This window comes from Sphingomonas sp. PvP056 (assembly GCF_040549155.1).
GTDB lineage: Bacteria > Pseudomonadota > Alphaproteobacteria > Sphingomonadales > Sphingomonadaceae > Sphingomonas.
In genome coordinates this window covers 285,353-310,989 of record NZ_JBEPST010000001.1, presented here as the reverse complement: position 1 = coordinate 310,989, position 25,637 = coordinate 285,353, and the positions used below count along the sequence as shown (strand labels likewise).

21 protein-coding genes are annotated in these 25,637 nt (G+C 66.7%); 8 read left to right on the top strand and 13 right to left on the bottom strand.

From position 1 onward, the window contains the following. Positions 1-9 precede the first annotated feature (9 nt). The gene (locus tag ABIC17_RS01560; RefSeq protein ID WP_354279426.1) at positions 10-1,053 is read right to left on the bottom strand and encodes a YeiH family protein; all 1,044 of its coding nucleotides are present in this window, start codon (positions 1,051-1,053) and stop codon (positions 10-12) included. A gap of 223 nt (positions 1,054-1,276) precedes the next feature. On the opposite strand from ABIC17_RS01560, the gene ABIC17_RS01555 reads away from it, so the two are divergent. After that, positions 1,277-2,518: an MFS transporter gene (locus ABIC17_RS01555; protein WP_354278900.1), complete on the top strand. Its 1,242-nt coding sequence runs from the start codon at positions 1,277-1,279 to the stop codon at positions 2,516-2,518. Between the two features lie 1,098 nt (positions 2,519-3,616). Here ABIC17_RS01555 and ABIC17_RS01550 read toward each other — a convergent pair. Beyond that, positions 3,617-5,995, bottom strand: coding sequence for a TonB-dependent receptor (locus ABIC17_RS01550; protein WP_354278899.1), 2,379 nt, complete (start codon positions 5,993-5,995; stop codon positions 3,617-3,619). A 157-nt stretch (positions 5,996-6,152) separates the two neighbouring features. After that, entirely contained in the window at positions 6,153-7,229 is a 1,077-nt protein-coding gene (locus ABIC17_RS01545; RefSeq protein WP_354279425.1) for a Gfo/Idh/MocA family protein, read from the bottom strand. 36 nt (positions 7,230-7,265) lie between these two features. Between ABIC17_RS01545 and ABIC17_RS01540 the strand changes: the two genes are divergently transcribed. Genes ABIC17_RS01540 through ABIC17_RS01530 form a run of 3 tightly spaced genes read left to right on the top strand, consistent with a single transcriptional unit; the run spans position 7,266 to position 9,707 of the window. Continuing rightward, positions 7,266-8,174, top strand: a complete 909-nt coding sequence (locus ABIC17_RS01540) for an aldo/keto reductase (RefSeq protein ID WP_354278898.1) — start codon at positions 7,266-7,268, stop codon at positions 8,172-8,174. Continuing rightward, positions 8,171-9,247 carry an LLM class flavin-dependent oxidoreductase gene (locus ABIC17_RS01535; protein WP_354278897.1) on the top strand — a complete coding sequence of 359 codons (1,077 nt, stop codon included), beginning with the start codon at positions 8,171-8,173 and terminating at the stop codon, positions 9,245-9,247. The genes ABIC17_RS01540 and ABIC17_RS01535 overlap by 4 nt, the downstream gene beginning before the upstream one ends. Positions 9,248-9,287: 40 nt before the next feature. Next, complete coding sequence (locus tag ABIC17_RS01530; RefSeq protein ID WP_502958388.1) at positions 9,288-9,707, top strand: VOC family protein; 420 nt, start codon at positions 9,288-9,290, stop codon at positions 9,705-9,707. Positions 9,708-9,843: 136 nt separating this feature from the next. On the opposite strand, the gene ABIC17_RS01525 is transcribed toward ABIC17_RS01530, so the two are convergent. The 3 genes from ABIC17_RS01525 to uxaC all read right to left on the bottom strand — a co-directional run bounded on the left by ABIC17_RS01525 (position 9,844) and on the right by uxaC (position 13,522). Next, entirely contained in the window at positions 9,844-10,908 is a 1,065-nt protein-coding gene (locus ABIC17_RS01525; protein WP_354278896.1) for an oxidoreductase, read from the bottom strand. Beyond that, positions 10,895-11,899 carry a sugar kinase gene (locus ABIC17_RS01520; protein ID WP_354278895.1) on the bottom strand — a complete coding sequence of 335 codons (1,005 nt, stop codon included), beginning with the start codon at positions 11,897-11,899 and terminating at the stop codon, positions 10,895-10,897. The genes ABIC17_RS01525 and ABIC17_RS01520 overlap by 14 nt, the downstream gene beginning before the upstream one ends. Positions 11,900-12,097: 198 nt before the next feature. Next, positions 12,098-13,522 (bottom strand): glucuronate isomerase, encoded by a 1,425-nt coding sequence (gene uxaC / locus ABIC17_RS01515; protein ID WP_354278894.1) that lies wholly within the window; start codon positions 13,520-13,522, stop codon positions 12,098-12,100. A gap of 149 nt (positions 13,523-13,671) precedes the next feature. Between uxaC and ABIC17_RS01510 the strand changes: the two genes are divergently transcribed. Next, a complete protein-coding gene (locus ABIC17_RS01510) occupies positions 13,672-15,120 on the top strand; it encodes a mannitol dehydrogenase family protein (protein ID WP_354278893.1) in 1,449 nt (482 codons plus the stop codon). 4 nt (positions 15,121-15,124) lie between these two features. On the opposite strand, the gene ABIC17_RS01505 is transcribed toward ABIC17_RS01510, so the two are convergent. From ABIC17_RS01505 to ABIC17_RS01480, 6 genes are all read right to left on the bottom strand, one after another. Next, entirely contained in the window at positions 15,125-15,511 is a 387-nt protein-coding gene (locus tag ABIC17_RS01505) for a cytochrome c-type biogenesis protein (RefSeq protein WP_354279422.1), read from the bottom strand. Between the two features lie 134 nt (positions 15,512-15,645). Beyond that, positions 15,646-16,173: a redoxin family protein gene (locus ABIC17_RS01500; RefSeq protein ID WP_354278892.1), complete on the bottom strand. Its 528-nt coding sequence runs from the start codon at positions 16,171-16,173 to the stop codon at positions 15,646-15,648. Then, a complete protein-coding gene (locus ABIC17_RS01495; RefSeq protein ID WP_354278891.1) occupies positions 16,170-18,128 on the bottom strand; it encodes a heme lyase CcmF/NrfE family subunit in 1,959 nt (652 codons plus the stop codon). The genes ABIC17_RS01500 and ABIC17_RS01495 overlap by 4 nt, the downstream gene beginning before the upstream one ends. 160 nt (positions 18,129-18,288) lie before the next feature. Beyond that, positions 18,289-18,723 carry a cytochrome c maturation protein CcmE gene (ccmE, locus tag ABIC17_RS01490; RefSeq protein ID WP_354278890.1) on the bottom strand — a complete coding sequence of 145 codons (435 nt, stop codon included), beginning with the start codon at positions 18,721-18,723 and terminating at the stop codon, positions 18,289-18,291. 97 nt (positions 18,724-18,820) lie between these two features. Beyond that, positions 18,821-19,570, bottom strand: a complete 750-nt coding sequence (ccmC, locus tag ABIC17_RS01485) for a heme ABC transporter permease CcmC (RefSeq protein WP_354278889.1) — start codon at positions 19,568-19,570, stop codon at positions 18,821-18,823. 58 nt (positions 19,571-19,628) lie between these two features. Beyond that, positions 19,629-20,165: a winged helix-turn-helix transcriptional regulator gene (locus ABIC17_RS01480; protein ID WP_354278888.1), complete on the bottom strand. Its 537-nt coding sequence runs from the start codon at positions 20,163-20,165 to the stop codon at positions 19,629-19,631. Positions 20,166-20,293: 128 nt separating this feature from the next. Here ABIC17_RS01480 and ABIC17_RS01475 point away from each other — a divergent pair, with 128 nt between their 5' ends. From ABIC17_RS01475 to ABIC17_RS01465, 3 genes are all read left to right on the top strand, one after another. Continuing rightward, positions 20,294-20,611, top strand: coding sequence for a CC_3452 family protein (locus tag ABIC17_RS01475; RefSeq protein WP_354278887.1), 318 nt, complete (start codon positions 20,294-20,296; stop codon positions 20,609-20,611). Between the two features lie 132 nt (positions 20,612-20,743). Next, positions 20,744-22,834 (top strand): RelA/SpoT family protein, encoded by a 2,091-nt coding sequence (locus ABIC17_RS01470; protein ID WP_354278886.1) that lies wholly within the window; start codon positions 20,744-20,746, stop codon positions 22,832-22,834. Positions 22,835-22,902: 68 nt separating this feature from the next. Next, the gene (locus ABIC17_RS01465) at positions 22,903-23,898 is read left to right on the top strand and encodes an SDR family oxidoreductase (protein WP_354279420.1); all 996 of its coding nucleotides are present in this window, start codon (positions 22,903-22,905) and stop codon (positions 23,896-23,898) included. Positions 23,899-23,924: 26 nt separating this feature from the next. Here ABIC17_RS01465 and ABIC17_RS01460 read toward each other — a convergent pair whose 3' ends face one another. Beyond that, positions 23,925-25,214 (bottom strand): DEAD/DEAH box helicase, encoded by a 1,290-nt coding sequence (locus tag ABIC17_RS01460; RefSeq protein ID WP_354279418.1) that lies wholly within the window; start codon positions 25,212-25,214, stop codon positions 23,925-23,927. Positions 25,215-25,637 lie beyond the last annotated feature (423 nt).

The window sequence follows — 25,637 nt, the reverse complement described above, 5'->3', positions numbered from 1 at the left end:
CGAGCCCCCTCACCCGATCAGAAAAACCGCCGCCCCCAGCGCAAACGCAAATGCCGCCACCGTTGCGATCAGGATCACCAACAACGGCTTCGGCCCCGCCTCGAGCAATTGCGCGAGCGGCGAGCGGATCGCTGTCGCGGTCACCGCCGCCGCCAGCATCGCCGCCGCCGCCTTTTCCGCGCCCGTCGCGACGATCGGCGGGATCACTCCGAACGAATTGATCCCCGCCAGCACGAAGAACCCGACCACGAACCACGGCACGCCGGGCCCCTTGGCCTTGCCCGCCCCACCCTTCGGATCGAAGCGCGAAAGCCCCACCGCCACCACCGCCAGCACCGGCGCGAGCAACGCCACCCGCGTCAGCTTGACGATCGCGGCAATCCCGCCCGCACCATCCGAGTAAGAATAGCCCGCGCCCAAAGCCTGCGCGACGTCGTGAATCGCAGCACCAAGCAGGAACCCCGCCTTGAGGTCACTCATCTGGAGTGCGTGCGCGACCAGCGGGTACAGCATCATCGCCGACGCGCTCATTGCCGAGATGCCGACCAGCACCAATGTCAGCTGCGCCTGAGTCGTGCGCTTCTCGCCGAGCGTCGTCGCCAGCGCCATCGCCGCGCTTGCACCGCAGATCGCGACCGACCCGCCCGCAAGCAACCCGAATGCGGTATCGAACCCGAAGCGCCGCGCCGCGAACACCCCCACCGCCATCGTCAGCACGACGATCCCGACGACGCACAGCAACGCGACCGGCCCGAGCGCGACGATCTGCCCGAAGGTAATCCGGACACCAACGAGCACGATCCCCCAGCGCAGCAACGAGCGCGACGCGAACGCCAATCCAGGCGTCAGCCGCGAATCCGCGCTCAGAAAATTGAGCGCGAGCCCGATCAGCAACGCCATCAACGTCAGCGGCACGCCGTAATGATCCGACAGGAACCCCGCGGCGAGCGTCCCCATCACCACCACCACCAGCCCCGGCAGATATCCCCGCCAGTCGCGCTTGGGGCTCGCCGAAGCGTCGCCGTACAGGTCGCCGTAGAGATCGGCCGCCATCGGCAGCGGACGGTTCGGTTGCCTGGATGCCATTGCGCTTCACCGCCCCTTTTGCGTTCCCCCGGGCTTGTCCCGGGGTTCCCCGTGCCGCACACCGCACCGTCGTGTCTTGCGGCGCAGTGACCCCAGGGACAAGCTCCGGGGTGACGGAATGCGATCGGTCTAGCCGAACCCGGCGATATCTGACACCGTTGTCGCACCAAAAGATCAGGAGGGAACGCTCATGGCAATGCGAGGCGGGTCGGCCCGGTGGATCATCGTCGCGATGGTGTTCGTCGCGGTGATGCTCAATTACGTCGACCGGCAGATCCTCGCGCTGCTCAAGCCCACGTTGGAGGCGCAGTTCCGCTGGTCCGACCAGGACTATGCCAATATGGGCACCGCCTTCCAGGTCGCGACCGCATTCGCGTTCCTCGGCACCGGCTGGTTCCTCGACCGGGTGGGCTTGCGGATCGGCTTCGCGCTCGGGGTGCTGGTGTGGAGCCTCGCGGGCATGGCGCATGCCTTTGCCACCACGGTCCCCGCCTTCTTCGCTGCGCGCATCCTGCTCGGGATCGCGGAGTCGGTCGGCACCCCCGCCGCGGTCAAGTCGGCGGCGACCTATTTCAACCACAAGGACCGCCAGATCGCTTTGGGGATCGGCAATACCGCGCCCAATATCGGCGCGATCGTCACGCCTTTGTTCATTCCGGCCCTCGCGCTCGCCTTCGGGTGGCAGGCGGCGTTCCTCGTCGCGGGTGGACTCGGGCTGATCTGGGTCGTCGTGTGGTTCTCGATCAGAATCCAGCCGGTCGCACTCGATGCGGTCGCGCCCGCCCCCGTTCCGTGGCTCAAGGTGCTGTGGACGCGCGGGACTCTGGCGATCGCGATCGCCAAGGTGCTGTCGGATCAGGTGTGGTTCTTCATGCTGCTGTGGCTGCCCGACCTGTTCCACCGTCTGTTCGGGATGGAACAAGGCAAGCTCGGGCTGCCGGTGGCGCTGGTCTATCTGCTTGCAGCATGCGGCGCGCTGACCGGTGGGTTCCTGCCCTCACGGCTGATGGCGGCAGGGTGGAGCGTCGATCGCGCGCGCAAGCTTACGATGCTGGGCTATGCGCTGCTCGTGCTGCCGGTGGTGTTCGTCCAGAGCGTGTCGAGCCCGTGGTCGGCCGCGTTGTTGCTTGGGCTCGTGCTGTTCGCGCACCAGGGGTTCTCGACCAACGTGTTCGGCGTGGTGACCGACATCACCCCCGCGCGCTCGGTCGGCTCGCGCATCGGGATCGCGGCGTTCTGCGGGAATTTGTGCTCGATCGGAATGATCCAGTTCCAGGCTTATGCTTTGGCGCAAGGCTGGGGCTATGCGCCCGCGCTGGCGATCTGCGCGGGGTCGTATCTGGCGGCGCTGCTCGCGATCCACCTGCTGATCCCGCGGATCGTGCCGATCGACGAGTGCGAACGCGGCGATGGGCTGGTGGTGGCGCATTGAGGGGCTTTCATATGCCCCTCTCCGTTCGCCCTGAGCGCAGTCGAAGGGCTTGCGCTGCGCAAGAGGCTTCGACGTCGCTCAGCCCGAACGGCTAGACACTTCGGGTGCCCCCCTTCCGTTCGCCCTGAGCGCAGTCGAAGGGCTTGCGCTACGCAAGGGGCTTCGACTTCGCTCAGCCCGAACGGCTAGATACTTCGGGTGCCCCCCTTCCGTTCGCCCTGAGCGCAGTCGAAGGGCTTGCGCTATGCAAGGGGCTTCGACTTCGCTCAGCCCGAACGGTTTGTGGGAGCGCCCGCACCAAACCCCACCGTTCTCCCGCGAAGGCGGGAGCCTAGAACCCACGCGCCCCGCCTGTAACCCTAGGCTCCCGCCTCCGCGGGAGAACAAGGCGCAGAACCACTAATCCTCCCCGGCACGGGGAGGGGGACCATGAGCATTCAGCGAATGGTGGAGGGGTGCCCGCCACACGCGTTCCGCTTGCGGAAGGCCCCCTCCACCACCAGCCGGAAGGAGGCCGGCGGTCCCCCTCCCCGTGCCGGGAAGGATCAAGAATTCAGAACGTAACCCGCCCGGTCACCCCAAAATACCGATCCGCATCGACGGAATCTGGTCGCGCCGATCGACGAGTGCGAACGCGGCGATGGGCTGGTGGTGGCGCATTGAGGGGGACCGGTTGCACTTTGGGCGCGCCACCGCGTCCCAACCTTACCCTCACCGTTCGTCCTGAGTAGCGACCGAGTAGCCCCTCTCCGGGGCGTATCGAGGGCGCGTATCGAAGGACAGGTTACCGCGTGTGACGGTCCTTCGATACGCGCCCTCGATACGGCTTCGCCTACTCGGTCGCTACTCAGGACGAACGGTGGGAGGTGAGACGCCGCCGTGTTCCGGGCGTCACGTCCGCAACCCTGAACTCCCGCCCGCGCGGCAGAACAAGGCGCAGAACCACCAATCCTCCCCGGCACGGGGAGGGGAACCATGAGCATTCAGCGAATGGTGGAGGGGTGCCCGCCACACGCGTTCCGCTCGCGGAGAGCCCCCCCTCCACCACCAACCTGAAGGCTGGCGGTCCCCCTCCCCGTACCGGGGAGGATCAAGAAATCAGAACGTCACCCGCCCGGTTACCCCGAAATACCGGTCCGCGTCGCGCGGGATCTGGTAGCGATACGCTTGCCCCGGCCCGCCGTTGATGATCGACGCGGCGAAGCTCTGGTCGAACAGGTTCCGCACCTGGAAGGTCAGCTTGTACCGGTCGTCCGGCGTCGCCAGCCCGACGCTCAGATTGACCAGCCCATACGCCCCGATCGTCCCCAGCCGCCGCTGCACCGCATCCGCCGAGAACAGCGACAATTGGCTGCTTTGGTACGACCCCTGCGCGCCGAGGAAGATGTCCGCGAACCCGCCGGTCCGCACACGGTAATCCGCGCTGAGATTGCCCTTCCATTTGGGTGCAAACCCCAGTGGCGTTCCCGACGGCACCACCGCCGCCCCCGGGGGCGCCCGGAACTGATCGACATGCGCATCGGTATACGCGACGCCGCCGGTAAAGCTCAGGTCGCGGAACGGGCGGAACGTCGCGTCGAGCTCGCCGCCACGCGTCGACACGTCGCCCGCATTGGTGAAGCGCGTGACCACCACGCCCGCCACCAGATCCGGGTTGTTCGCCTGGAAGTTGCGGTACTTGGCGTAATAGGCTGCAAGGTTGAGCGTCAGCTTGCCGTCGAAGAAGGTGTTCTTGAGGCCCAGCTCATAGGAATCCGACGTCTCGGGTGCGATCGTGTTCGTGCCCGTAGCGGTCAGATTGTAGAAGACGTTGAACGCCGGCCCCTTATAGCCGCGCGCAAAGGTCGCATAGGCGGTCGAGCCGCGGTTGATGTCGAACTGGACGCCCGCCTTGCCCGACAGATTCTCGTTGGTCGCCTTGGCGCGGAACGGGATGCCGTTGGAGACGCCGCCGCCCCGACCGCCGTTGAACACACCCTGATCGAAGTTCGGGTTGATCCCCGGCCCGGCCAGTGCAGTCACGCGCGAATGGAACACGTCGAGCTGGTCGATCGTGTAGCGCAAGCCCCCGATCAGCCGGAACCGCTCCGCCAGATTGATCGTGCCCTGGCCAAACAAGGCCATGTTCTTGAACACCGACCCGAAATCGGCAGTGCCGCTTGGCCGGGTGGTGGCGGGCGCCCCCGCGCTGCCGCACGGCACCAGCGGGTTCGGCGTCGTCCCCGGCGTCGTGTTGCAGACCACGTCGTTGCGCGTGAAGATCCGCTCGCTCGCCGCGCGCGAATAATAGGCACCCAGCACATAGGTCAGGAACTGGTTGCCGGGCGAGGTCAGCCGCAGTTCCTGGCTGAACGTGTCGCCGGTCTGCGGCCCGAAATCGTGCAGCTGGTTGAACCCGACATAGGCCCCCGGCAGGAAATCGCCGTCGCGGATCTCGGTGTTCTTGTAATTACGATAGGCGGTGATCGAAGTGACGGTCTGCGTCCCCGCGGTCAGATCCGCCTGAAGCGAGAAGCCGTAACCCGTTTCCTTGGTCCGCGTGACGAGATCCTGCGCGATCGAGCGCGTGTTGGTGCCACGCGGGGTCGGCAGCGCGCCAGACGATGCATTGGTGACAACCGCGCCGGTCGCAGTGTTGATCGGCCCGGTCGCGATCACCTCGCCGCAGCAATCGTCGTCATTGCGGTGATAATCCGCGATGAACGCGAGCTTCACGTTCGGCCCGGCATCCGCATCCACTTGCAACCGGCCGCCATAATGTTCGAACCCGTTGACGATCCTGTTGACCGCGGTGTTGCGGATGTTGCCGTCGTAATTGGTGTAATACCCCGTCAACCGCGACCGCACGCTGTCGCCCAGCGGCACGTTGATCGCCGCGCGCCCGCGATATTCGCTGTCGGTGAAGAACCCCGCCTCAAGATAGCCGCCGAAGGTCTGTGTCGGTTTCTTGGAAATGATGTTGATGACGCCCGCGCTCGCGTTCTTGCCGAACAGCGTGCCCTGCGGCCCGCGCAGCACTTCGATCTGGTCGACGTCGACCAGATCCCCGAACGCCTCGCCCGCGCGCGCGAACACGACGCCGTCGACGACGGTGGAGATCGACGGCTCGCCCGCGATCGAGAAGGTCGATGTGCCGACCCCGCGCAGGAACAGCGACTGGTTGAGCGTCGTCCCCGATTTGAGGAAGTTAAGCGTGGGAACGAGATATTGCGCGCCCTCAAGGCTAACCTTGCCCTGGCTCGCGAGCGCATCGCCCGAGATGACGCTGACCGCTACGGGAACGTCCTGCAACCGTTCGGAGCGTTTCTGCGCGGTCACGATGATGTCGCCGGGGGGTGCCTCGTCGGGGGCATTCGGCACCGGCGCGGTCGGCTCAGCAACCGGCGCGGGTGCTGCGGTCTGGGCCCAGAGCGGAGTCGCGGCGAACAGCGCGAAGCCTGCGGCCCCCGCCAGATAGCGTCCCTTGGTCATCATCATTCCCTCCCTGTACAGTAATCCCACTTCTTTGGTGGGTATTGCTCTTTTGCGGTCCCGGACACCGCTGTCAGTCTTGCCCGGCGTAAAGCTGTGCTTGTCGCGTCCTGACCGTTCGACTTCGCTCGAAACGAACGGGAGGGGGAGTGGGCTTAAAGTATCAGAACCCCAGCTCCTTCATCTCCACCACGCGCTTCTCGCGCGCGCTGATCTCCGCCGCGGTGCCGATCGCGACCGCGAGCATCCCGTCGCGCGCGGTCACCTCGACCGGCCCTGCCCCGCGCACCGCTGCGTTGAACCGCTGATGCTCGTAGAAGGTCGAGCCGTGATGGCTCCCCGCATCGAGTGCGGCCTGATCGACCTCGACGACACGCCGCGTCGCCTGCTTGGGATTGCGGAACCCCACGCGCGGCGAATGGACCAACGCGCCCTCGGGAATCAGCACGTCGAGCCGCGCCTGATCGCCGACCGCGGTGATCTCTTCCTGGTTCTCCGCCCCGTCCGCGAACATCGACAGGTCGAGCATCGCGCGGACGCCGTTCGCGAAATCCACCGTGGTGTAGCTGTTGTCGATGATGTCGGGCCGCTCGCCGCCGTAGGTCTCGTCGAGATGGTTCACGTCCATCGCACCCGAACAATAGACCCGCACCGCCTCGCTTTGCGTGATCAGCCGCATCAGATCGAAGAAATGGCAACATTTCTCGACCATCGTGCCGCCGGTGTTGCGATTGAAGCGGTTCCAGTCGGCGACTTTCACGAGGAACGGGAAGCGATGCTCGCGGATCGACAGCATCTGCAACCGGCCGATCGCACCGCTCCGGATTTCCTCGATAAAGGCCGCGGCGGGCGGCATGTAGCGATATTCCATCGCGGTCCAGAACACGCGATCGCTGCGTTCCGCGCGGTCCACGATCCAGCGGCAATCGTCCAGCGTCGTCGCCAGCGGCTTCTCACACAGGATGTGCAGGCCCGCATCGAACAGTGGTTCGAGCACGCTGCGATGCGTGAAATTGGGGCTTGAGACGATCACCGCATCGCACAGCCCGCTCGCCGCCAGCGCCTCGACCGAATCGAACGCAGTCGCCGCCCCCGCCCGGTCGCCAAGCGCGTCGCGCGCCCAGCCGAGCGACCCTTCGGCAGGATCGGCGAGCGCCGTCACCACCGCACCCGGCGTGATGGCGAGGTTGGTGATATGCTCCACCCCCATCATCCCGGTGCCGACCAGTCCGTATCGCACTTGCTCGACCAAGGCGTTCACCTCTATATGACAACGATGTCTGAGATCATCCTTACACCCGAATTGCGTCCCCTCGGCAAGAGCGGATTGCTGGTCAGTCCGATAGCCTGGGGGATGTGGCGCTTCGGCCAATCGACCGTGGCGGAAGGCCGCGCGCTGATCGACGCAGCGTTCGCGGCGGGCGTGACGCTGTTCGACACGGCAGACATCTATGGATTCAACGGGGTGGACGGATTCGGCGACGCCGAGACGCTGCTCGGCAAGGTGTCCGCCGAGGACGCGGCCCTGCGCGATCGCATGATGCTCGCGACCAAGGGCGGCATCCGCCCGCCGCTCCCCTATGACCAGAGCACCGCCTATCTGACCGAGGCGCTCGACGCGTCGCTGACGCGACTCGGAGTGGAGAGCGTCGATCTCTACCAGATCCACCGCCCCGATATCCTGACCCACCCGCAGGAAGTCGCGCGCGCACTCGAAAATATGGTGTCCTCCGGCAAGGTCCGCGCGATCGGCGTGTCCAACTTCACGATCCCGCAGATCCGCGCGCTCGAAGCGTTCCTCACGATCCCGCTCGCGAGCCTCCAGCCGGAATTGTCGCCGCTCGAACTCGGGCCGATCGAGAACGGCCTGCTCGATCTGGCGATGGAACGCGATCATGCGGTGCTCGCCTGGTCACCACTCGGCGGCGGACGGATCGGGTCGCCCGAGGATGACCGCTCCAAGGCGGTCGCCGCCGCGCTCGACGTCGTTGCTGAACAGGCCGGCGTTTCCCGCGCCGCCGCTGCCTATGCCTGGATCATGGCGCATCCGGCCCGCGCGATCCCTATCGTCGGGACGCAGAACGCTAGCCGCATCGCGGAGATTGCCGACGTCTACAAGGTCCGCTTCACGCGGCAGAGCTGGTACGACGTGCTGATCGCCTCGCGCGGGGAACGCTTGCCATGAGCGCGCCCTGCTTGCCTTGCGAAGTTAGCTGGTTCTCCGCGCTGTGCGATGATGACTATGAATTCCTTGGCGTCCCCGATGCCAAGCTCAAGTCGAGCTGGGAGCATTGCCGCGACATCGTGCTGCAGGCGGAAAGCGGCGGGTTCGACAATATCCTGCTCCCCTCGGGCTATGCGCTCGGGATCGACACCACCGCCTTCGCCGCCGCGATCGCGCCGATGCTCAAGCGGATGGCGCTGCTGATGGCGGTCCGCGTCGGCGAAAGCTGGCCACCGCAACTCGCACGCCAGATTGCGACGATCGACCGGTTGCTCGGTGGACGGCTGACGGTCAACATCATCTCGTCCGACATGCCCGGCGAGACGCTCGGCTCCGCCCCGCGCTATGCGCGCACGGTCGAATTGATGCGGATCCTCAAGACAATGCTCAACGGCGAGCCGCTCGACCATGACGGCGAATTCTGGAAGCTCAAGCTCGACCCGCCCCGGATCGGCACCGTCTCGGGCAAGGCACCGTTGCTCTATTTTGGCGGCCTCTCGCCAGACGCCCGCGATGCCGCCGCACGCGAAGCCGACGTCTTCCTGATGTGGCCCGACCGGCAGGAAGCGGTCGCCGCGATCATCGCCGACATGACCACGCGCGCCGCCGCTTATGGCCGCACGCTCAAATTCGGCTACCGCGCACACGTCATCGTCCGCGACACCGAAACCGAGGCACGCACCGCCGCCGACAGGCTATTGTCCAAGCTCGACGCAGCAGAAGGTGCCGCGATCCGCGCGAAATCGCTCGACTCGACCTCCGCCGGGGTCGCCGCGCAGGCGGCCCTGCGCGAGACCGCCGCGGACGACGGCTATGCCGAGGCGAACCTGTGGACCGGGGTCGGGCGCGCGCGCTCGGGCTGTGGCGCGGCGATCGTCGGGGATCCCGATCAGGTCCTCGCCAAGATCAACGCGTACCGCGACATGGGGATCGAGGCGTTCATCCTCTCGGGCTATCCGCACGCCGCGGAAGCCGACCTGTTCGCGCGGCATGTCCTGCCCAACATCGACCACGGGCTGCTGTCGGCGCGCTGATCCCCCGAGCGTAAAGCCCGCATTCGTTACGGATCCGGTCATGCTACGGTCCCCGCACATTCGCGGGGGGCGACTCGACATGGCGGTCAAAGGCATCGGCGGGATCTTCTTCCGCACAGGCGATCCGGACGGCGTGGCGGCGTGGTATCGCACGCATCTCGGCATCGGTGCGGGATGCTCCGCTGATCCGGCGGCGACCCCCGATCCATGGTCCTGGACCACGCTGGGCGGCCCAGTGGTGTTCGCGCCCTTTGCCGCGGATACCGAGTATTTCCCGGCGGACCAGCCGTGGATGCTCAACCTGCGGGTCGACGCCCTCGATACGATGATCGCCATGCTCGAAGCCGCCGGGATCGCGGTGGAGACGCGCCCCGAATGGGACCAGTCCGGGGCGGGTCGGTTCGCGCGAATCCATGATCCCGTAGGGACTCCGATCGAACTGTGGGAGCCACCGGCGTAACCCCGCAAAAGCGCGGTTGCCGTCGCGCCTGTCCTACATCACGCGCTTTCGCCAAGCGTAGCGCCGCTCTGTCGCATAGTCGTCTCTTGCCCCCTCCGCCGCGCATAGAACGCGGCGCAACAAGAAACGATTCCGCCTAACCTTCCGCGCGTAGCGGAACCGCGAAGCGACGCCCTTCCAACGCGCTGCGCCGCACCAGCGCGATCAGCTCCATCACCGCAAGTGCCTGATCCGCCGTCACATTCGGCGCGGCCGCACCGCGGATCGCGTCCGCCACATCGGCGTAATAGCCCCGCCAGTCGCCACGCTCGCTCGGTACGCGCCGCGCGGTCCCGTCCGCCAGCGTCAAAGTCCCGTAATCCGCTTCGGCATCGACGCCATAGCCCGCGTCCAGCGGCGATCCCCCGCCGCGCAGCACTGCTTCCTGCGGGTCGATCCCGTATTTGACGAAACTTCCGCCGGTCCCGTGCAGCGCAAAGCGCGGACGCGGCGCCGCGACCAGCGATGCGGTCGACACGATCACCCGCCGCGCAGCATAATAAAGCGTCGCCTCGACATAATCCTCGGTCGGCGCGCCGTCGCGCTGCACCGCGAGATCGCCGCTAACCGCGTCGGGCATGCCAAACAGCTGCACCGCCTGATCGATCAGATGCGGTCCGAGATCGTTGAGCAACCCAGCCCCCGCGGTCTCGCGCCAGCCTTGCTTGATCGTCGGCCGAAACCGGTCCCAGCGTAGTTCGGCGAGCGCCATCTCGCCCAGCGTGCCTGTATCGAGCAAGCGACGAACCGTCAGGAAATCCCCGTCCCACCGGCGGTTGTGGAACACCGACAGCATTCGCCCGCGATCCCGCGCCAGCGCGATCAAGGCGGCCCCGTCGGCAGGGTCGGTCACGAACGGCTTGTCCACCACGACATGCTTGCCCGCCAGCAACGCCGCACGTGCGATCGACGCGTGCTGCGCATCGGGCGCAGCGATCACGACCAGGTCGATCGTCGCGTCGTCGAGCATTGCCGCCACCGTGGGGTACACCGCTGCCCCCGGACACGCCTGCGCCACCGCATCCGTCTGCGACGAGACGACCGCGACCAGTACGAGCCCCTCGACCGCGGCGATCAACGGCGCATGGAAACACCGCCCCGCCAGCCCGAAGCCGACCAGCCCGACGCGGATCGGCGCTTCGATCCGATCAGCGTCGGACATCGAGCCCGCCGGCAAGATACGCATCGATATCCGCCTGACGGAACAGCGACGCATCTCCCGGCAACGAATGCTTGAGCGCAGCAAGCGCAAGCCCCGTTCGCGCCGCCGCCGCAGCATCCTCGCCGCGCCGCATGGCGTGCAGCACGCCTGCAGCATAAGCATCCCCGCCGCCGATCCGGTCGACGATCCCGGCGAGCACGACCTCGTCGGTCTGCGCTGAATCGGTCCGGGTATCGACCCGCGCCGACAGCCGGTTGAGGTCGACATGCTCGACATGCCGCGCGGTCGAGGCAATCGTCTGCAACCTGGGGAAAGCCGCGAACGCCGCGTCGACCGCCTCGCGCCGCCGGTCCTCGCCGTCGCTTTCGAACGTGCGGCCAAGCAGCAGCGCGATGTCGCGGTGGTTGCCGAACAGCAGGTCGGCCTGTTCCACCAACCGCGTCAGGATCGCGCGCGGATCACTGTCCCACCGCTCCCACAATTTGCCACGCCAATTGCCGTCGAACGAGACGGGAATACCCCGCGCCGTGGCAGCCTCGGCCGCGGCGATCGCGCTTTCGGCGGGCACGGGGCCGAGCGCCGGGGTGATCCCCGACAGATGCAGCCGGTCGACCCCGTCGAGCAAGCGGTCCCAATCCCACGCCGCGCTCGGCGTTTCGGCGAAGGACGAATAGGCGCGGTCGTAGATCACCTCGGTCGCGCGCAACCCGGCGCCGGACGACACGAAATACAGCCCCATCCGCTCGCCGCGCAGTTGGATGCCGCGCGTATCGACCCCGGCCCCGCGCAAGGTCGTGATCGCCGCCCGCCCGAGATCATTGTCGGGCACCGCCGAGACGATTGCGACGTCATGCCCGAGCCGCGCCAGCGCGCTCGCGACATTGGCTTCGGCGCCGGCGAGCCACACGTCGAGCTTGGGCGTCTGCATCAGCATTTCGCGCCCGGGGGGCGACAGGCGCAGCATGATTTCGCCGAAGGCCAGGAAGGTCATGATGTCGTCCTTTGTTCAATTGCGGTTCGCGACGCGCCTATCCGTCATCCCCGCGGAGGCATGGCCTCTGCGATACCGTAGGTGTTCTCCCGCGCAGGCGGGAGTCAAGGAGTGGCAAGAACTGCAAGCCATTGTTCTGCTTGGCTCTGGATTCCCGCCTTCGCGGGAATGACGGCGTCAGGATCGGGAGCCACCCCCTCACCCCGCCGCATCGATCCGATACGCCCGCCGCACCAGCCCGCTCGTCAGCTCCTGCGCCAGATCGGCCGCTTCCCAATCCGCGATCCGGTGTTCCGCGACCAGACGCGCGAGGAACCCGCAATCGACGCGCCGCGCGACGTCATGCCGCGCCGGGATCGACAGGAATGCGCGCGTATCGTCGTTGAAACCGACGGTATTGTAGAAGCCCGCGGTCTCGGTGGTCATCTCGCGGAAACGGCGCATTCCCTCGGGGCTGTCGTGGAACCACCACGCCGGGCCGAGCTTGAGGCACGGATAATGCCCCGCCAGCGGCGCCAGTTCGCGCGCATAGACGCTCTCGTCGAGCGTGAAGAGGATGATCGACAGCTCGGTCGAGGTGCCGAACCGGTCGAGCAAGGGCTTGAGCGCGTGGACATATTCGGTCCGCACCGGAATATCCGCCCCCTTGTCGCGCCCGTGGGTGGCGAACAGCCCCGCATTGTGGTTGCGGAACGATCCGGGATGGATCTGCATCACCATCCCGTCCTCGACCGACATCCCCGCCATTTCGGTCAGCATCTGCGCGCGGAACAGCTCGGCATCGGCAGGCGTCCAGCTGCCGCCCACGATCTTGCCGAACAACGCCTCGGCCTCCGCCGGGGTCAGGTTCGCGGTCGCCGCGGTCGCATGGCCGTGGTCGGTCGCGGTCGCCCCCGCCGCGCGGAAGTCGGCGCGGCGCTTGCGATGCGCGGCGAGATAGCCCGACCAGCTATAGACGTCCTCGCCGGTCAGCTCGGCGAAGCGCGCCATCGCGGGGGCGAATTGCTCATGCTCGACGTCGATCACGCCATCGGGACGATAGGTGGTGACGACGCGACCGTTCCAGCCCGACTCCTGGATCCGGTGGTGCGCGCCGAGATCGTCCTGCGGCCCCTCGGTGGTCGCGAGAAACGCGATGTCGAACCGGTCGAACAGCGCGCGCGGGCGGAACGCCGGGGTCGCCAGCTTCTCGGCGATCGTATCGAAATACAGGTCGGCGGTTGCGCCCTCGAGCGCGACGTCGAACCCGAACACTTCGGCGAAGACGTGGTCGAGCCACATCTGCGACGGCGTGCCGCGGAACAGCGCGATGTGATCCGCAAAAACGCGCCACGCCGCGCGCGGTTCGGTCGCGGGAACGCCCGAACGGCTCGGGATCGCCAGCGCATCGAGCGGGATTCCCTGGCTGTAAAGCATGCGGAAGATATAGTGATCGGGTGCGAGCAGCAGGCCGGTCGCGTCGGTCCAAGGCGCATCGTCCGCGAACCAGCGCGCGTCGGTGTGACCATGCGGGCTGACGATCGGCAAGTCGGCGATCCCGGCATACAGCGCCCGCGCGATCGCGCGGGTGGTCGGGTCGGCGGGAAACAATCGGTCGGGGTGCAGTTCCAGGCGCCGCGTCATCGTCTTCCTTCCGAACCAGGGTCGTACGGAGTCTGGTAAGCGCTGGTGCCGCCACGAACAAGTTGCGAGAGATTGCTGCTGGCATTGCGCAGGGTGGCGGGGGTAACGCTATCGCTACCCGCCTTGAGCACCACGGAAGCGAGACGACGATGCAGCATGACCGCCCGCGACTGAGCTACGCCGCGCTGGACCAGCTGCCGTCCTCGATCGCGCGACCCGCGCGGCGCAGTCCTGCGCCGGTCGGGATCGTCCATTTCGGCCCCGGCGCGTTTCACCGCGCGCATCAGGCGAGCTATGTCGACACGCTGCTCGCGACCGATCCGACCTGGGGCATTGCTGCAGTCTCGCTGCGCAGCAAAGGCACCGTTGCCGACCTCGCCGCGCAGGAGGGGCTGTATACGCTGGCCGTGCGCGACGCCAAGTCCGGACACCGCGTGATCGGCGCGCACAGCGCGTTTCTCGGCCCCGACGATGCCGCGCAGATCCGGACGCTGCTCGCGGCCCCCACGACGCGGCTCGTCACCACCACCGTGACCGAGAAGGGCTATTGCCTCGCCGCCGACGGCAGCCTCGATTTCAACCATCCCGACATCGCGCACGATCTTGCCGGGGCTGAAGTTCCGCGTAGCGTGATCGGCTGGATCGTCGCGGGGCTTGAGGCGCGCCATGCCGCGGGGACCGATGCGTTCGTCGTCATGCCGTGCGACAATCTCGCCAGTAACGGCGCGAAGCTCCACGCCGCGCTGATCGCTTATGCCGGCGCGCTCGACCCGTATTTCGCGGAATGGATCGCGGGCGAAGTGCGCGTGCCCGGCACGATGGTCGATTCGATCACCCCGGCCTCGGACGCGGCGCTGTACGACGATGTTGCGGAAGCGTTAGGCGTAGAGGATCGCGCCGCGGTCCAGCGCGAGGCGTTCACGCAATGGGTGATCGAGGATCTCGGCGACCCCGCCGGGGCCGCGCTCGCCAGCGCGGGCGCGACGCTGACCGACAATGTCGCGGGCTATGAACAGGCGAAATTGCGCGTGCTCAACGGGTCGCATTCGACGCTCGCTTATGCGGGCTTGCTGCGCGGCGCGACCAGCGTTGCAGACGCAATGCGCGATACAGCCCTCGCCGCATTCGTCGATGCGATGATCCGCGATGAGATCCTGCCGACGCTGCCGCAGGTCGCCGGGTTCGATCATGACGCCTATCGCCAGCAGATCCTGGCGCGCTTCCGCAACCCCGCGATCGTCCACCGGCTCGACCAGATCGCAGGGGATGGCAGCCAGAAGATCCCGTACCGACTGGGCGATACGCTCGCCTGGCACCGCGCGCGCGGGGAGATGCCGCGGCGCGTGGTCGTCGCGCTCGGGTGCTGGATCGCGTTCCTGATGCAGCGGTCGCGTGGTGGCGTCACGATCGTCGATCCGGCGGGCGCCGCGCTGGCGGCAGCAGCGGCGGATGGCGATGCTGCGGCGGTGCTCGCCCGGCTGGTGTCGGGCGGGCTTGGGTTCGATCCGGCGCTGGCAGGCGATGATGCGGCGATGGCGGCGATTGCCGATGCGGCGGATGCGGCCTTCGGCGGCGCGTGGGACGGGCTGCTCGGGTAAGCGGTTAGCGCGTTCCCCGCCGCTTGAAACTCGCTCGCGCGAGCCATGCGCCGAGCGCGAGCAGCACCAGTGGCGTGATCCACAAGGGCGCGGTCACCGCGCTGAACGGCGGATCGTAGCTGATATAGTCGCCATAGCGTGCGATCAGCCAGTCGCGGATCTGCGCGGGGCTCTGGCCCCCTTGGATTCGCGTGCGCACGAGCGAGCGCATGTCGCCCGCCATTTCGGCGTCGCTGTCGGCGATCGACTGGCCCTGGCACACCACGCAGCGCAGCGTCGCCATCAACGCCTGCGCCTGCGCTTCCTTCGCCGGGTCCTTGAGCTGGACGTTGGCGAGCGGTGCGGGCGGCAGCGTGCTGTCGGCGTAAACAGGCACGGCGAGAAGAAGCATCCCCAACGCAGCGCTTCCCCGGCGAAGGCCGGGGCCCAGGAGAGGGCGGCCAGACATCGGGCGCAGTCCGCGATAAAACCCGCCAGCGCTACTGGGCCCCGGCCTCCGCCGGGGAAGAAAGAAACGCAGGCTGATCACTTCAGCCCCCGCACCAGCGCGATCAGCCCCGGCACTTCGTCCTCGCGGATATCGCCGACATGTTGCTGGACGATCCGCCCGCGCCCGTCGATCACGAAGGTCTCGGGCACCCCCGACGACCCCAAAGCCAGTTGCAGCGAACTCGTCCTGTCATCGCCGATCGCGGCATAGGGATCGCCGTTGCGCGCAAGGAAATCGCGGATCGCCGCGGGGGTATCACGGATCGCGACCGCGTCGATCACCACGCCTGCCTGCTTCAGCCGAAGCAATTGCGGCGCCTCCGCCACGCACGGAATGCACCAGCTGGCGAAGACGTTGAGCAACCGCGGCTTGCCCGTCGCGAACTGCGCGGTGGCAAGGCCCGGCTTGGTCGGGACGATCGGCGGCAGATCGAACGCGGGCAAGGTCTGCCCGACCAGCGCCGAGCGCACCGTCCGGTCCGCCGGCTTGTACAGCCCCCAGGCAATCAGCGCGAGCAACCCCAGCGCCAACGCAAACGGGATCCAGATCAACCGAGCGCTCATGCGTAGGCCTCGCCCCGCACGCGCTCCCGCCGCCCGCGCGTCAGCCGCCCAACCAGCGACAACGCCCCGCCCAGCGCGACCAAAGCACCGCCAAGCCAGATCAGCGTCACGAACGGCTTCCACCACAGTCGCATCTGCCAGCGCCCCTGCGCATCGGGTTCGCCGAGCACGGTATAAAGCTGCCCGTCCCACCGCGTCGCGATCGCCGATTCGCTCGTCACGGTGACCGGGTTGGAGAAGAAGCGCGATTGCGGCCGCAGATAGAACACGCCCCCATCCGTCCCCCGCCGCGCACTCAGCCGCGCCTCGATCGCGGACCAATTCGGGCCGATCACTGGCTTCACCCCGTCGAGCGTCACGGTGTACGGTCCAACGCGCTGCGGCTCGCCGACGCGGGCCGCGACCAGGGTCGCCTGGGTGAACGCGGTGTCACACGCCATCCCCGCAAGGCTCACCGCGATCCCGAGATGCGCGATCACCATGCCGTAGGTGAACAGCGGCGTGCGGCGCAAATTGCGCTTCCACAAGGGTGCGACGCTCGCCGCCGCCAGCCCCGCCGCAAGCGCCAAGCCCAGCAACGGGAGCAACGCGATCCCGCCGGTCGTGGCGGCAACAAGGATCAGCACCACGCCCGTCACCGCGATCGGGATCGTCACCCGCGCGATCGCCGCCTGCGCACTGTCGCGCCGCCAGCGGAGCAACGGCCCGACCGCCATCACCGCGATCAGCACCAGCGCGACCGGCCCCGCCGCCTTGTCGAAGAACGGCGGCCCGACCGACAATTGCGTTCCGAACCCCGCTGCGACGATCGGATACAACGTCCCGATCAGCACCACGCCGAGGATCACCGTCAGCAACAGATTGTTGGCGACCAAGGCGCCTTCGCGGCTGACGAAATCGAACGTCGTCCCCGCGCGCACCGTCCCCACGCGCAACGCGAACAGCAACAACGCGCCCCCGATATAGATCGCCAGCAGCGCAAGGATGAAACTCCCGCGCGTCGGATCGACCGCGAAGGCATGGACGCTGGTCAGGATGCCCGAGCGGACCAGGAACGTCCCGATCATCGACATCGAGAACGCCACCACCGCGAGCATCAACGTCCAGGCGCGCAGGCCATCGCGCGTCGCCAGCACCGTCACCGAATGGAGCAACGCGGTCGCCGCGAGCCACGGCATCAGCGACGCATTCTCGACCGGGTCCCAGAACCACCAGCCGCCCCAGCCAAGCTCGTAATAGGCCCAGTAGGAGCCCGCGGTGATCCCGAGCGTCAGGAAGATCCACGCGCCCAGCACCCACGGCCGCATCGCGCGCGCAAAGGCGGGGCCGACGTCGCGCGTGATCATCGCGCCGACCGCGAAGGAAAAGGCGATCGAGATGCCGACATAGCCGATGTACAGCGTCGGCGGATGGAACGCCAAGCCGGGGTCCTGCAGCAACGGGTTAAGCCCGTTTCCGTCCGCGGGCGCGGGATCGATCCGCGCGAACGGATTGGAGGAGAACAGCAGGAACGCGTAGAATCCGAGCGCGATCGCCGCCTGCGCGCCGAGCGTCGCGATCAGCGTCGGGCGTGCAAGCCCGCGCTCGAGCAGCGCCACCGCCGCGCCCGCCACCCCGAGGATCGTCACCCACAGCAGCATCGAGCCCTCGTGGTTCCCCCACGCGCCTGCGATCTTGTACATCAGCGGTTTTGCGGAGTGGCTGTTCTCCGCGACGAGCAGCACCGACATGTCGCTGCGCACGAACAGCTGCACCAGCAATAGCATCGCCACCAGCGCGAGAACGCCCTGCACCACCGCGACCGGACGCACCGCGCGCATCAGATCCTCGGTCATGCTCGCCTCCGCCAGCGCCGGCTTCGCCGAGCGCCAGACGCCGAGTGCCGCGAGCAGAAGCTGCAACGCCGCCAGCGCAGCGGCGAACCACAGCGCGGCAAGGCCTGCCTCAGCGATCATGTGTTCCCACCCCGGTGGTCGCCGAAGTCTCGTCGTTCTCCCGCGAAAGCGGGAGCCCAGGAGTCCCGAATACCGACAGGCGTTGCGCTACTCAGCCCTGGGTTCCTACCTACGCAGGAACACGGCGGAAAACCCAAGGATGCAACCGTCAAACCAACCCTCATTGCACCAGCGTCTTCGTCTCGTGCATCTTGCCCGCCATTTCGGGGGGCATGTATTTCTCGTCGTGCTTCGCCAGCAGGTTGCTCGCGGTGAAGCTGCCGTCGGGGTTGAACTTGCCTTCCGCCACGACGCCCGAATTTTCCTTGAACAGATCGGGCGCGATCCCGCGGAACGCGACCGGCACGCGCGCGACGCCGTCGGTGACGACGAACTGCATCGTCACGCCGTCCGCCATCCGGTGGAGCGACCCACCCGCGACCATCCCGCCAAGCCGCACCGCGCGCCCGAGCGGCAAGGCGTCCCGCTTCACGTCGCCCGGCGCATAGAAAAACGCCGCCTGGTCCTTGAGTGCGGAGAGCGCAAGCGCACTCGACCCGCCGACCGCGGCGACCGCGAGCGCCGCGAGCGTCAGCCGCTGGTGTTTGGCCTTCACTTTTCCGCCTTTCGCATCGCCAGATAGCTCGAAACCGCCAAAGCAACCGATCCGACTGCGGTCAGGCCGTAGGCGGCGATGATGAAGGGCCAGTGGTTCACGCGGTCACCTCGACATGATGCGCGCGGCGGCGCAGGCGCGCCTCGGCCTTGCTCCGCGCAAGGATCGTCCGCATCCGCATCAGCACGATCCCTGCGAAGAACAGGGTGAAGCCGCTGAGCGTGAACCACAAGGGCCACAGGATCGCCGGATCGATCGTCGACTTGGTCAACCCGATGCTCTGCCCCTGGTGGAGCGTGTTCCACCACACCACCGAATAACGGATGATCGGCAACAGCACCGATCCCGCGACGCCGTAGAGCGCGGCGATCCGCCCACCGCCGCCGAAACCCGCGCGCTCGTCCTCCGCGCGGACCAGCGCGATGAAGCCGAGATAGACGAAGAACAGCAGCAGCATCGAGGTCAGCCGGCCGTCCCACTGCCACCACGTCCCCCATGTCGGACGGCCCCAGATCGACCCCGTCGCAAGGCATATCGCGGCAAAGGTCGCCCCCGGCAGCGCGATCGCCCGCGCCGCGATCATCGCCAGCGGATGCCGCCATACCAGGAACACCAGCGACGATATCGCGATCCCGCTCCACCCGCCCATGCCGAGCCATGCGGTGGGCACGTGGATATAAAGGATTCGGACGCTTTCCTTCTGGAGATAGTCGGGTGGGGTCTGGGTCAGCCCGGCCCAGCATCCGAACAGGAGAAGCGCAACGCCCGCCCAGAACAGCACCGGCGTCAACGGCCGTGCGATCGCCAGAAAGCGCGCCGGATTGGCGAGGGCATGAAGGCTAGGCACGTGACAGGGATACGCAAGATTGCGGCGCGAATCCATCGGTCATTGCGGGGTCACCGCGTCATTCCGCCGCGCGCATGGCGGATGCCAGGCCGTCGCCATCCGGTGCATCCCCGACCACCTGATCGCCGCTGTCATCGACATCCTCGGGCAATGCCCACAGCAGATCGCGTTTGGTCAGCACCCGCCCGTCCCACGATCGCACCTCGATCGGGCCGATCGGACGTCGGTCGCGCGCGTCGACCAGCACGGGCGACGCGCGGAAGCCGGTTTCCCAACGCTCCCCCCATTGCCGCAGCGCGAGCATCGCCGGCAACAGCGCGGCACCCTTTTCGGTCAGTTGATACTGGATCTTGCGCCGGTCCTTGATCATCGCGTCCCGCGTCAGGATCCCGTGCTCGACCAGCCGACCGAGCCGGTTGGCGAGGATATTGCGCGCGATCCCCAGCTCGGACTGGAATTCCTCGAAGTGATGCAGCCCGTTGAACGCAGCGCGCAGGATCATGAAGCTCCACCGCTCGCCCATCACTTCCAGCGCGGCGGGCAGGCCGCAATTGACCAGCTGTTCGCGCAACGGTTCTCGCAGTTTTTCGTCCATCGTCCGGTATCGTATCCCATTTTGGCGGCACAAGGAACCGATCCGATCCGCCCTTGTATTTTCAGTTGCAACTCGCAACCTACCTTGGTAATTGCTGCATCGCAACGTTCTCAACGGAGTCGTCCCTCATGTCCTCGATCCTCCGCGCCGCGGCGCCATTCCTGCTGTCTGCCCTTCTTGCGGTGCCGACGATCGGTCACGCCGCCGACGGCGGCCCTTATTATGTCGCCACCCCCAGTGCTGCACCTGCACAGGAAACGCTGATCACCAGCGGCACGATCTGGAAATGGCATGAGCCCGCCTTCACCGCCAACAAGGGCCCCCAGCGCGAGGCGATCATGTGCGAGATGGTCGTGCGGCACACCGGCAAGCTGACCGCCTTCAGCGCGGGCGGGAAGGCGTTCGAGCCCGATGCGCTCGCCAAGTGCAATACCCGCGCAAAGTGATCGCCACCTGACGCGTTTATCCTCCGCTTTGGTGGTGTTTCCCCTCCCGCTCTTATGCCGCGGGAGGGGTTTTTTCGGCTTATTGCGCAAACAGGTTGCAAAACAAGCCGTCGCAACGCCATCTTGATGCGGATGTTGCGTCAGTATGAACTTGTCGATCGGGTCCTGGACTACGATCCCACGGCGAACGAAGCGCTGCTCAATCGCGCTTATGTCTTTTCGATGCAGGCGCATGGCAGCCAGAAACGGGCGAACGGCGACCCGTATTTCAGCCATCCGATCGAAGTCGCGGGGATCCTGACCGACCTTCATCTCGACGACGAGACGATCGCGACCGCGATTCTCCACGATACGATCGAGGATACGGTCGCGACGCCGGAAGAAATTACACGGCTGTTCGGGGCGAACGTCGCGCGGCTGGTCGACGGCGTCACCAAACTCTCCAAGATCGAGGCGCAGACCGAAAACGAACGCGCCGCCGAGAATTTGCGCAAGTTCCTGCTCGCGATGTCGGACGACATCCGCGTGCTGCTGGTCAAGCTCGCCGACCGGCTGCACAACATGCGCACGCTGCATTTCATCAAGAACCCCGACAAGCGCAAACGCATCGCGCGCGAGACGATGGACATCTACGCGCCGCTCGCCGAGCGGATCGGCATGTACGAGTTCATGAAGGAGATGCAGACGCTCGCCTTCGAACAGCTCGAACCCGAAGCGTATGAATCGATCGTGCGACGCCTGGCGCAGCTCAAGGAAGGTGGCGGCGACCGGATCGCCAAGATCGGATCGGGGCTGAAGCTGCTGCTCTCGCGCCACGGGCTCGAGGCAGAGTTATCGGGGCGCGAGAAACACCCCTTCTCGATCTGGAAGAAGATGGCCGAACGGCACATCAGCTTCGAGCAGCTGAGCGACATCATGGCGTTCCGCGCGATCGTGCCGAGCGAGGAAGCCTGTTACGAAGCGCTGGGCGTGATCCACCGCCGCTGGCCGATGGTACCGGGACGGTTCAAGGATTACATCTCGACCCCCAAGCGCAACGGCTATCGCTCGCTCCACACGACGGTGATCCACGCCGACAACACCCGCGTCGAGATCCAGATCCGCACGCACGAGATGCACGAGGAAGCCGAACTCGGCCTCGCCGCGCACTGGGCGTACAAGCAGGACAAGGTCCGCCCCGATACGCAGCACAGCTGGATCACCGACCTGGTCGAGATCCTCGACAACGCCGAGAGCCCGGAAGAGCTGCTCGAACATACTCGCATGGCGATGTACCAGGACCGGATCTTCGCCTTCACCCCCAAGGGCGAGCTGCACCAGCTCCCCAAGGGCGCGACGCCGATCGATTTCGCCTATGCGGTCCATACCGATCTCGGCGACCAGGCGGTCGGCGCGAAGATCAACGGGCGCGTGGTGCCGCTGCGCACCACGATCGACAATGGCGATCAGGTGCAAATCCTGCGGTCAAAGGCGCAGGAACCGCAGCCAAACTGGCTTAATTTCGCTATAACCGGCAAGGCGCGTGCTGCAATCCGGCGTCATTTGCGTCAAAAAGAACGCATCGAAACGCAGGCGCTGGGTCGCAAGATGTACGACGAACTCGTCTCGCGCCTCCCCGCGCCGCTGTCGAGCGAGGCGCAGGCGGTCGCGCTCCAGCGGCTGAAGGTGGTTGACGAACCCGCGTTGCTCGAAGCGATCGCGCGGCGCCGGATCACCGATGCGGCTGTAATGGAAGCACTTATGCCGGGGTCGGCCGGCACCGAGGCGATGCGCGACCTGCCCCCGCAATCGAGCGCGATTTCGATCCTTGGGCTGACGCCGGGCGTCGCATTCGATCTCGCCGAATGCTGCCATCCGGTCCCCGGCGACCGCATCGTGGGCCTGCGCCGCCCCGAAGCCGGGATCGAAGTCCATGCAATTGATTGCGAAATTCTGAGCGACGCGGACGACGCAGATTGGGTCGATCTGTCGTGGGGCGACGAATCCGAAGGCGCGACCGGCCGAATCTCGGTCGAGGTCAAGAACGAACCCGGTGCGCTTGGCACGATCGCGACGATCATCGGCGCGCAAAAGGCGAATATCGTCAACCTGCGGCTCGACAATCGCGATACCGGTTTTCACACCAATACGATCGACGTCGAGGTCCACGACGTCCATCACCTGATGCGCGTGATCGGTGCCTTGCGCGCGGCGGACGCGGTCAACGGGGTCGCGCGGGTCTGAGGTTCCCGCGCTGAACCAAAGGGTTCATGGCTCGTTCCCCACCCGACGACGGCGACGGGACACTGGCAATGGACAACGGAACTTCACGACGCGGCGTGCTTGGCGCGGCGGCACTCGGCATCGGCGGGCTGGCGGCAACGCAAGGTGTGAGCGCACAGGGCGCTGCGGCAACCCCGGGCACCCCGCCACTCCGCGACCCGCGCACCAAATATACCAGCACACCCTTCCCCGAGCAGCGCCAGCAATGGCCAGGTCTTCAGTCCAAGATGACCCCCAAACCCGATTGCGGCGAGCGCAGCTATCGCGGGTCGGGCAAGCTCGCCGGACGCAAGGCGTTGCTGACGGGTGCGGATTCGGGGATCGGCCGCGCCGCCGCGATCGCGTTCGCCCGGGAAGGTGCAGACGTCGCGATCAACTATCATCCCGACGAGGAGCCCGACGCGCGCGAAGTGGTCGACCTGATCCGCCAGGCCGGTCGCAAGGCGGTCGCGATTCCACGCGACTTGCGCACGCTCGAAGGCTGCGAGGCGATCGTCGCGGCGGCGCGGAAAGGACTCGGCGGGATCGACCTGCTGGTCAACAACGCCGCCTATCAGCAGTCGAAGGAGGACATTTTCGCGATTAGCGACGAGCAGATGGTCCGCACCTTCGAAACCAACATCTTCGCCTATTTCCGCATCGCCAAGGCGGTGGCGAAGGACATGCCGCCGGGGTCAGTGATCCTCAACACGGGGTCGGTCAATTCCTACGATCCGGGGGTCGAACTGCTCGATTACGCTTCGACCAAGGGCGCGATCCTGATCTTTACCAAGGGGCTGGCGAAGCAACTCGCCAAACGCGGGATCCGCGTCAACATGATCGCGCCGGGCCCGATCTGGACCCCGCTGCAAGTCGCGGGTGGGCAGTTACCGGGGCAGATGGGCGAATTTGGGCAGGACACGCCGCTCGGTCGCGCGGGCCAGCCGGCCGAACTCGCGTCGCTGTTCGTGATGCTCGCGGCGGACGACGCGAGCTTCTCGACCGGCACCTCGGTTGGTGCCCATGGCGGCAAGGGGAGTCCGTAACCCCTTCCGCCCGGTTTACCCGTCGCTCAGGCGGCCTGCGCCGCGAGCCGTGCGGCAAGCTTCTCTTCCTCGGTCCACACCTTGCGCTCGCGCGGTGGCTTTGGCGGCTTGACCTGCTTGACCGGGCCGCCGCCGAGGACGGGCGCCCGCTTGGTCGAGTGGCGCGCGACTTCGCAATGCCATTCGTGATCGTCATGGACCGCAAGCGTCCGCCCGATTTCGCGCTCGACATCGTGCAGCCAGGCACGCTGCTCGGCATCGCACAGCGTGATCGCAAAGCCGCTGCGCCCGGCACGCCCGGTCCGGCCGATGCGGTGGACGTAGCTTTCGGGCAGGCTCGGCAGATCGTGATTGAACACGTGCGTTACCGTGTCGACGTCGATCCCGCGCGCGGCGATATCGGTCGCGACCAGCACCTGCACGGTGCCAGCCCGGAAGGCATCGAGCGCGCGCTCCCGCTGGCCCTGCGACTTGTTGCCGTGAAGCGCCTGGGCGGTGATCCCCGCCTCGGTGATGAACGCGCAGACTTCGTTGGCGATGTTCTTCTGCAGCGTGAAGACGACCGCCTGGCCGATCTCGGGCGTCCGGAGCAATTCCAGCAGCGCGGCTTTCTTGTGCGCGGCATCGAGGAACATCACCGACTGCGCGATCCGGTCGACGGTCGTCGAAGGGCGCGCGATCTCGACGCTGGCGGGATCGGTGAGCAGGCTTTCGGCAAGCGCCGCGATCGCCTTGGGCATCGTTGCCGAGAACAGCAGTGTGTGCCGGTCCTTGGGCAGCGTCGCGACGAGCCGCTCGATCGGCTTGGCGAAGCCCATGTCGAGCATCTGGTCCGCCTCGTCGAGCACCAGCGCCTCGAGCGCGGACAGGTCGCACAGCCCCTGGTCGACCAGGTCGAGCAACCGCCCGGGGGCAGCGACGAGGATGTCGACGCCCGCGTTCAGCGCCGCAACCTGATGAAACTGGCTGACGCCGCCGAAGATGGTGGTGACGCTGAGCGACAGGTTACGCCCGAAACTCTCGAACCCTGCGGCGATCTGCGACACCAGTTCGCGCGTCGGCGCGAGCACCAGGATGCGTGCGCCGCCCTTGGGCGCGGGGCGGGGGTTGGCGGCGAGACGATGGAGCAGCGGCAGCGCGAAGGCGGCGGTCTTGCCGGTGCCGGTCTGTGCCATCCCCAGAATGTCGCGGCCCTCGATCAGCAGCGGGATCGACTGCGCCTGGATTGGCGTCGGCGTAGTATAGCCTTCTTCGGCCAGCGCATCGAGGATACGCGGCGACAAGGCGAGATCGGCGAAGGTCATTGTCGAAGTCATGGTCACGGGGCGCCTCCAGCGCTGGGCAAGGCTGCGCCTGGACGGGCTTAGCGTAGGAGCGCGGGCTGGTAGGTTTTATGCTGCACTGCGTCAATGTGGAAAGCTCGGGGTCGGTCCGGGCTCCGTAGTGGCATGCGATTTCAAACCGTTGGAATGAAGCGACGGTGGACCCAGCATCAGGCAAAACCGCTGCGAAACCCTGTTTGTGTTCCTGCGACGGCAGGAGCCCAGGAGTCGCAAGACCTGTAAGCGCTTGTTTTGCTTGGCACTGGATTCCCGCCTTCGCGGCAAAACAGCGACTGAAAGGTCGGTGAGCGGACTTTCGCAGAGATCTCGCACGCGCTACCGGGCGAATGCGCAGCCGGTCTCGCGTCGGCGGCTGGCCCCCAACCCCTTGTCGATCCGGTCTGCACTGGTACGATC

Excerpts from the sequence above, each read along its gene's own strand:
- ABIC17_RS01560 (WP_354279426.1), bottom strand. The coding sequence starts at position 1,053 with ATGGCGGCCGATCTCTACGGCGACCTGTACGGCGACGCTTCGGCGAGC.
- ABIC17_RS01555 (WP_354278900.1), top strand. The coding sequence starts at position 1,277 with ATGGCAATGCGAGGCGGGTCGGCCCGGTGGATCATCGTCGCGATGGTG.
- ABIC17_RS01550 (WP_354278899.1), bottom strand. The coding sequence starts at position 5,995 with ATGATGATGACCAAGGGACGCTATCTGGCGGGGGCCGCAGGCTTCGCG.
- ABIC17_RS01540 (WP_354278898.1), top strand. The coding sequence starts at position 7,266 with ATGTCTGAGATCATCCTTACACCCGAATTGCGTCCCCTCGGCAAGAGC.
- ABIC17_RS01535 (WP_354278897.1), top strand. The coding sequence starts at position 8,171 with ATGAGCGCGCCCTGCTTGCCTTGCGAAGTTAGCTGGTTCTCCGCGCTG.
- ABIC17_RS01530 (WP_502958388.1), top strand. The coding sequence starts at position 9,288 with ATGCTACGGTCCCCGCACATTCGCGGGGGGCGACTCGACATGGCGGTC.
- ABIC17_RS01525 (WP_354278896.1), bottom strand. The coding sequence starts at position 10,908 with ATGTCCGACGCTGATCGGATCGAAGCGCCGATCCGCGTCGGGCTGGTC.
- ABIC17_RS01520 (WP_354278895.1), bottom strand. The coding sequence starts at position 11,899 with ATGACCTTCCTGGCCTTCGGCGAAATCATGCTGCGCCTGTCGCCCCCC.
- uxaC (WP_354278894.1), bottom strand. The coding sequence starts at position 13,522 with ATGACGCGGCGCCTGGAACTGCACCCCGACCGATTGTTTCCCGCCGAC.
- ABIC17_RS01510 (WP_354278893.1), top strand. The coding sequence starts at position 13,672 with ATGCAGCATGACCGCCCGCGACTGAGCTACGCCGCGCTGGACCAGCTG.
- ABIC17_RS01505 (WP_354279422.1), bottom strand. The coding sequence starts at position 15,511 with ATGCTTCTTCTCGCCGTGCCTGTTTACGCCGACAGCACGCTGCCGCCC.
- ABIC17_RS01500 (WP_354278892.1), bottom strand. The coding sequence starts at position 16,173 with ATGAGCGCTCGGTTGATCTGGATCCCGTTTGCGTTGGCGCTGGGGTTG.
- ABIC17_RS01495 (WP_354278891.1), bottom strand. The coding sequence starts at position 18,128 with ATGATCGCTGAGGCAGGCCTTGCCGCGCTGTGGTTCGCCGCTGCGCTG.
- ABIC17_RS01480 (WP_354278888.1), bottom strand. The coding sequence starts at position 20,165 with ATGGACGAAAAACTGCGAGAACCGTTGCGCGAACAGCTGGTCAATTGC.
- ABIC17_RS01475 (WP_354278887.1), top strand. The coding sequence starts at position 20,294 with ATGTCCTCGATCCTCCGCGCCGCGGCGCCATTCCTGCTGTCTGCCCTT.
- ABIC17_RS01470 (WP_354278886.1), top strand. The coding sequence starts at position 20,744 with ATGTTGCGTCAGTATGAACTTGTCGATCGGGTCCTGGACTACGATCCC.
- ABIC17_RS01465 (WP_354279420.1), top strand. The coding sequence starts at position 22,903 with ATGGACAACGGAACTTCACGACGCGGCGTGCTTGGCGCGGCGGCACTC.
- ABIC17_RS01460 (WP_354279418.1), bottom strand. The coding sequence starts at position 25,214 with ATGACTTCGACAATGACCTTCGCCGATCTCGCCTTGTCGCCGCGTATC.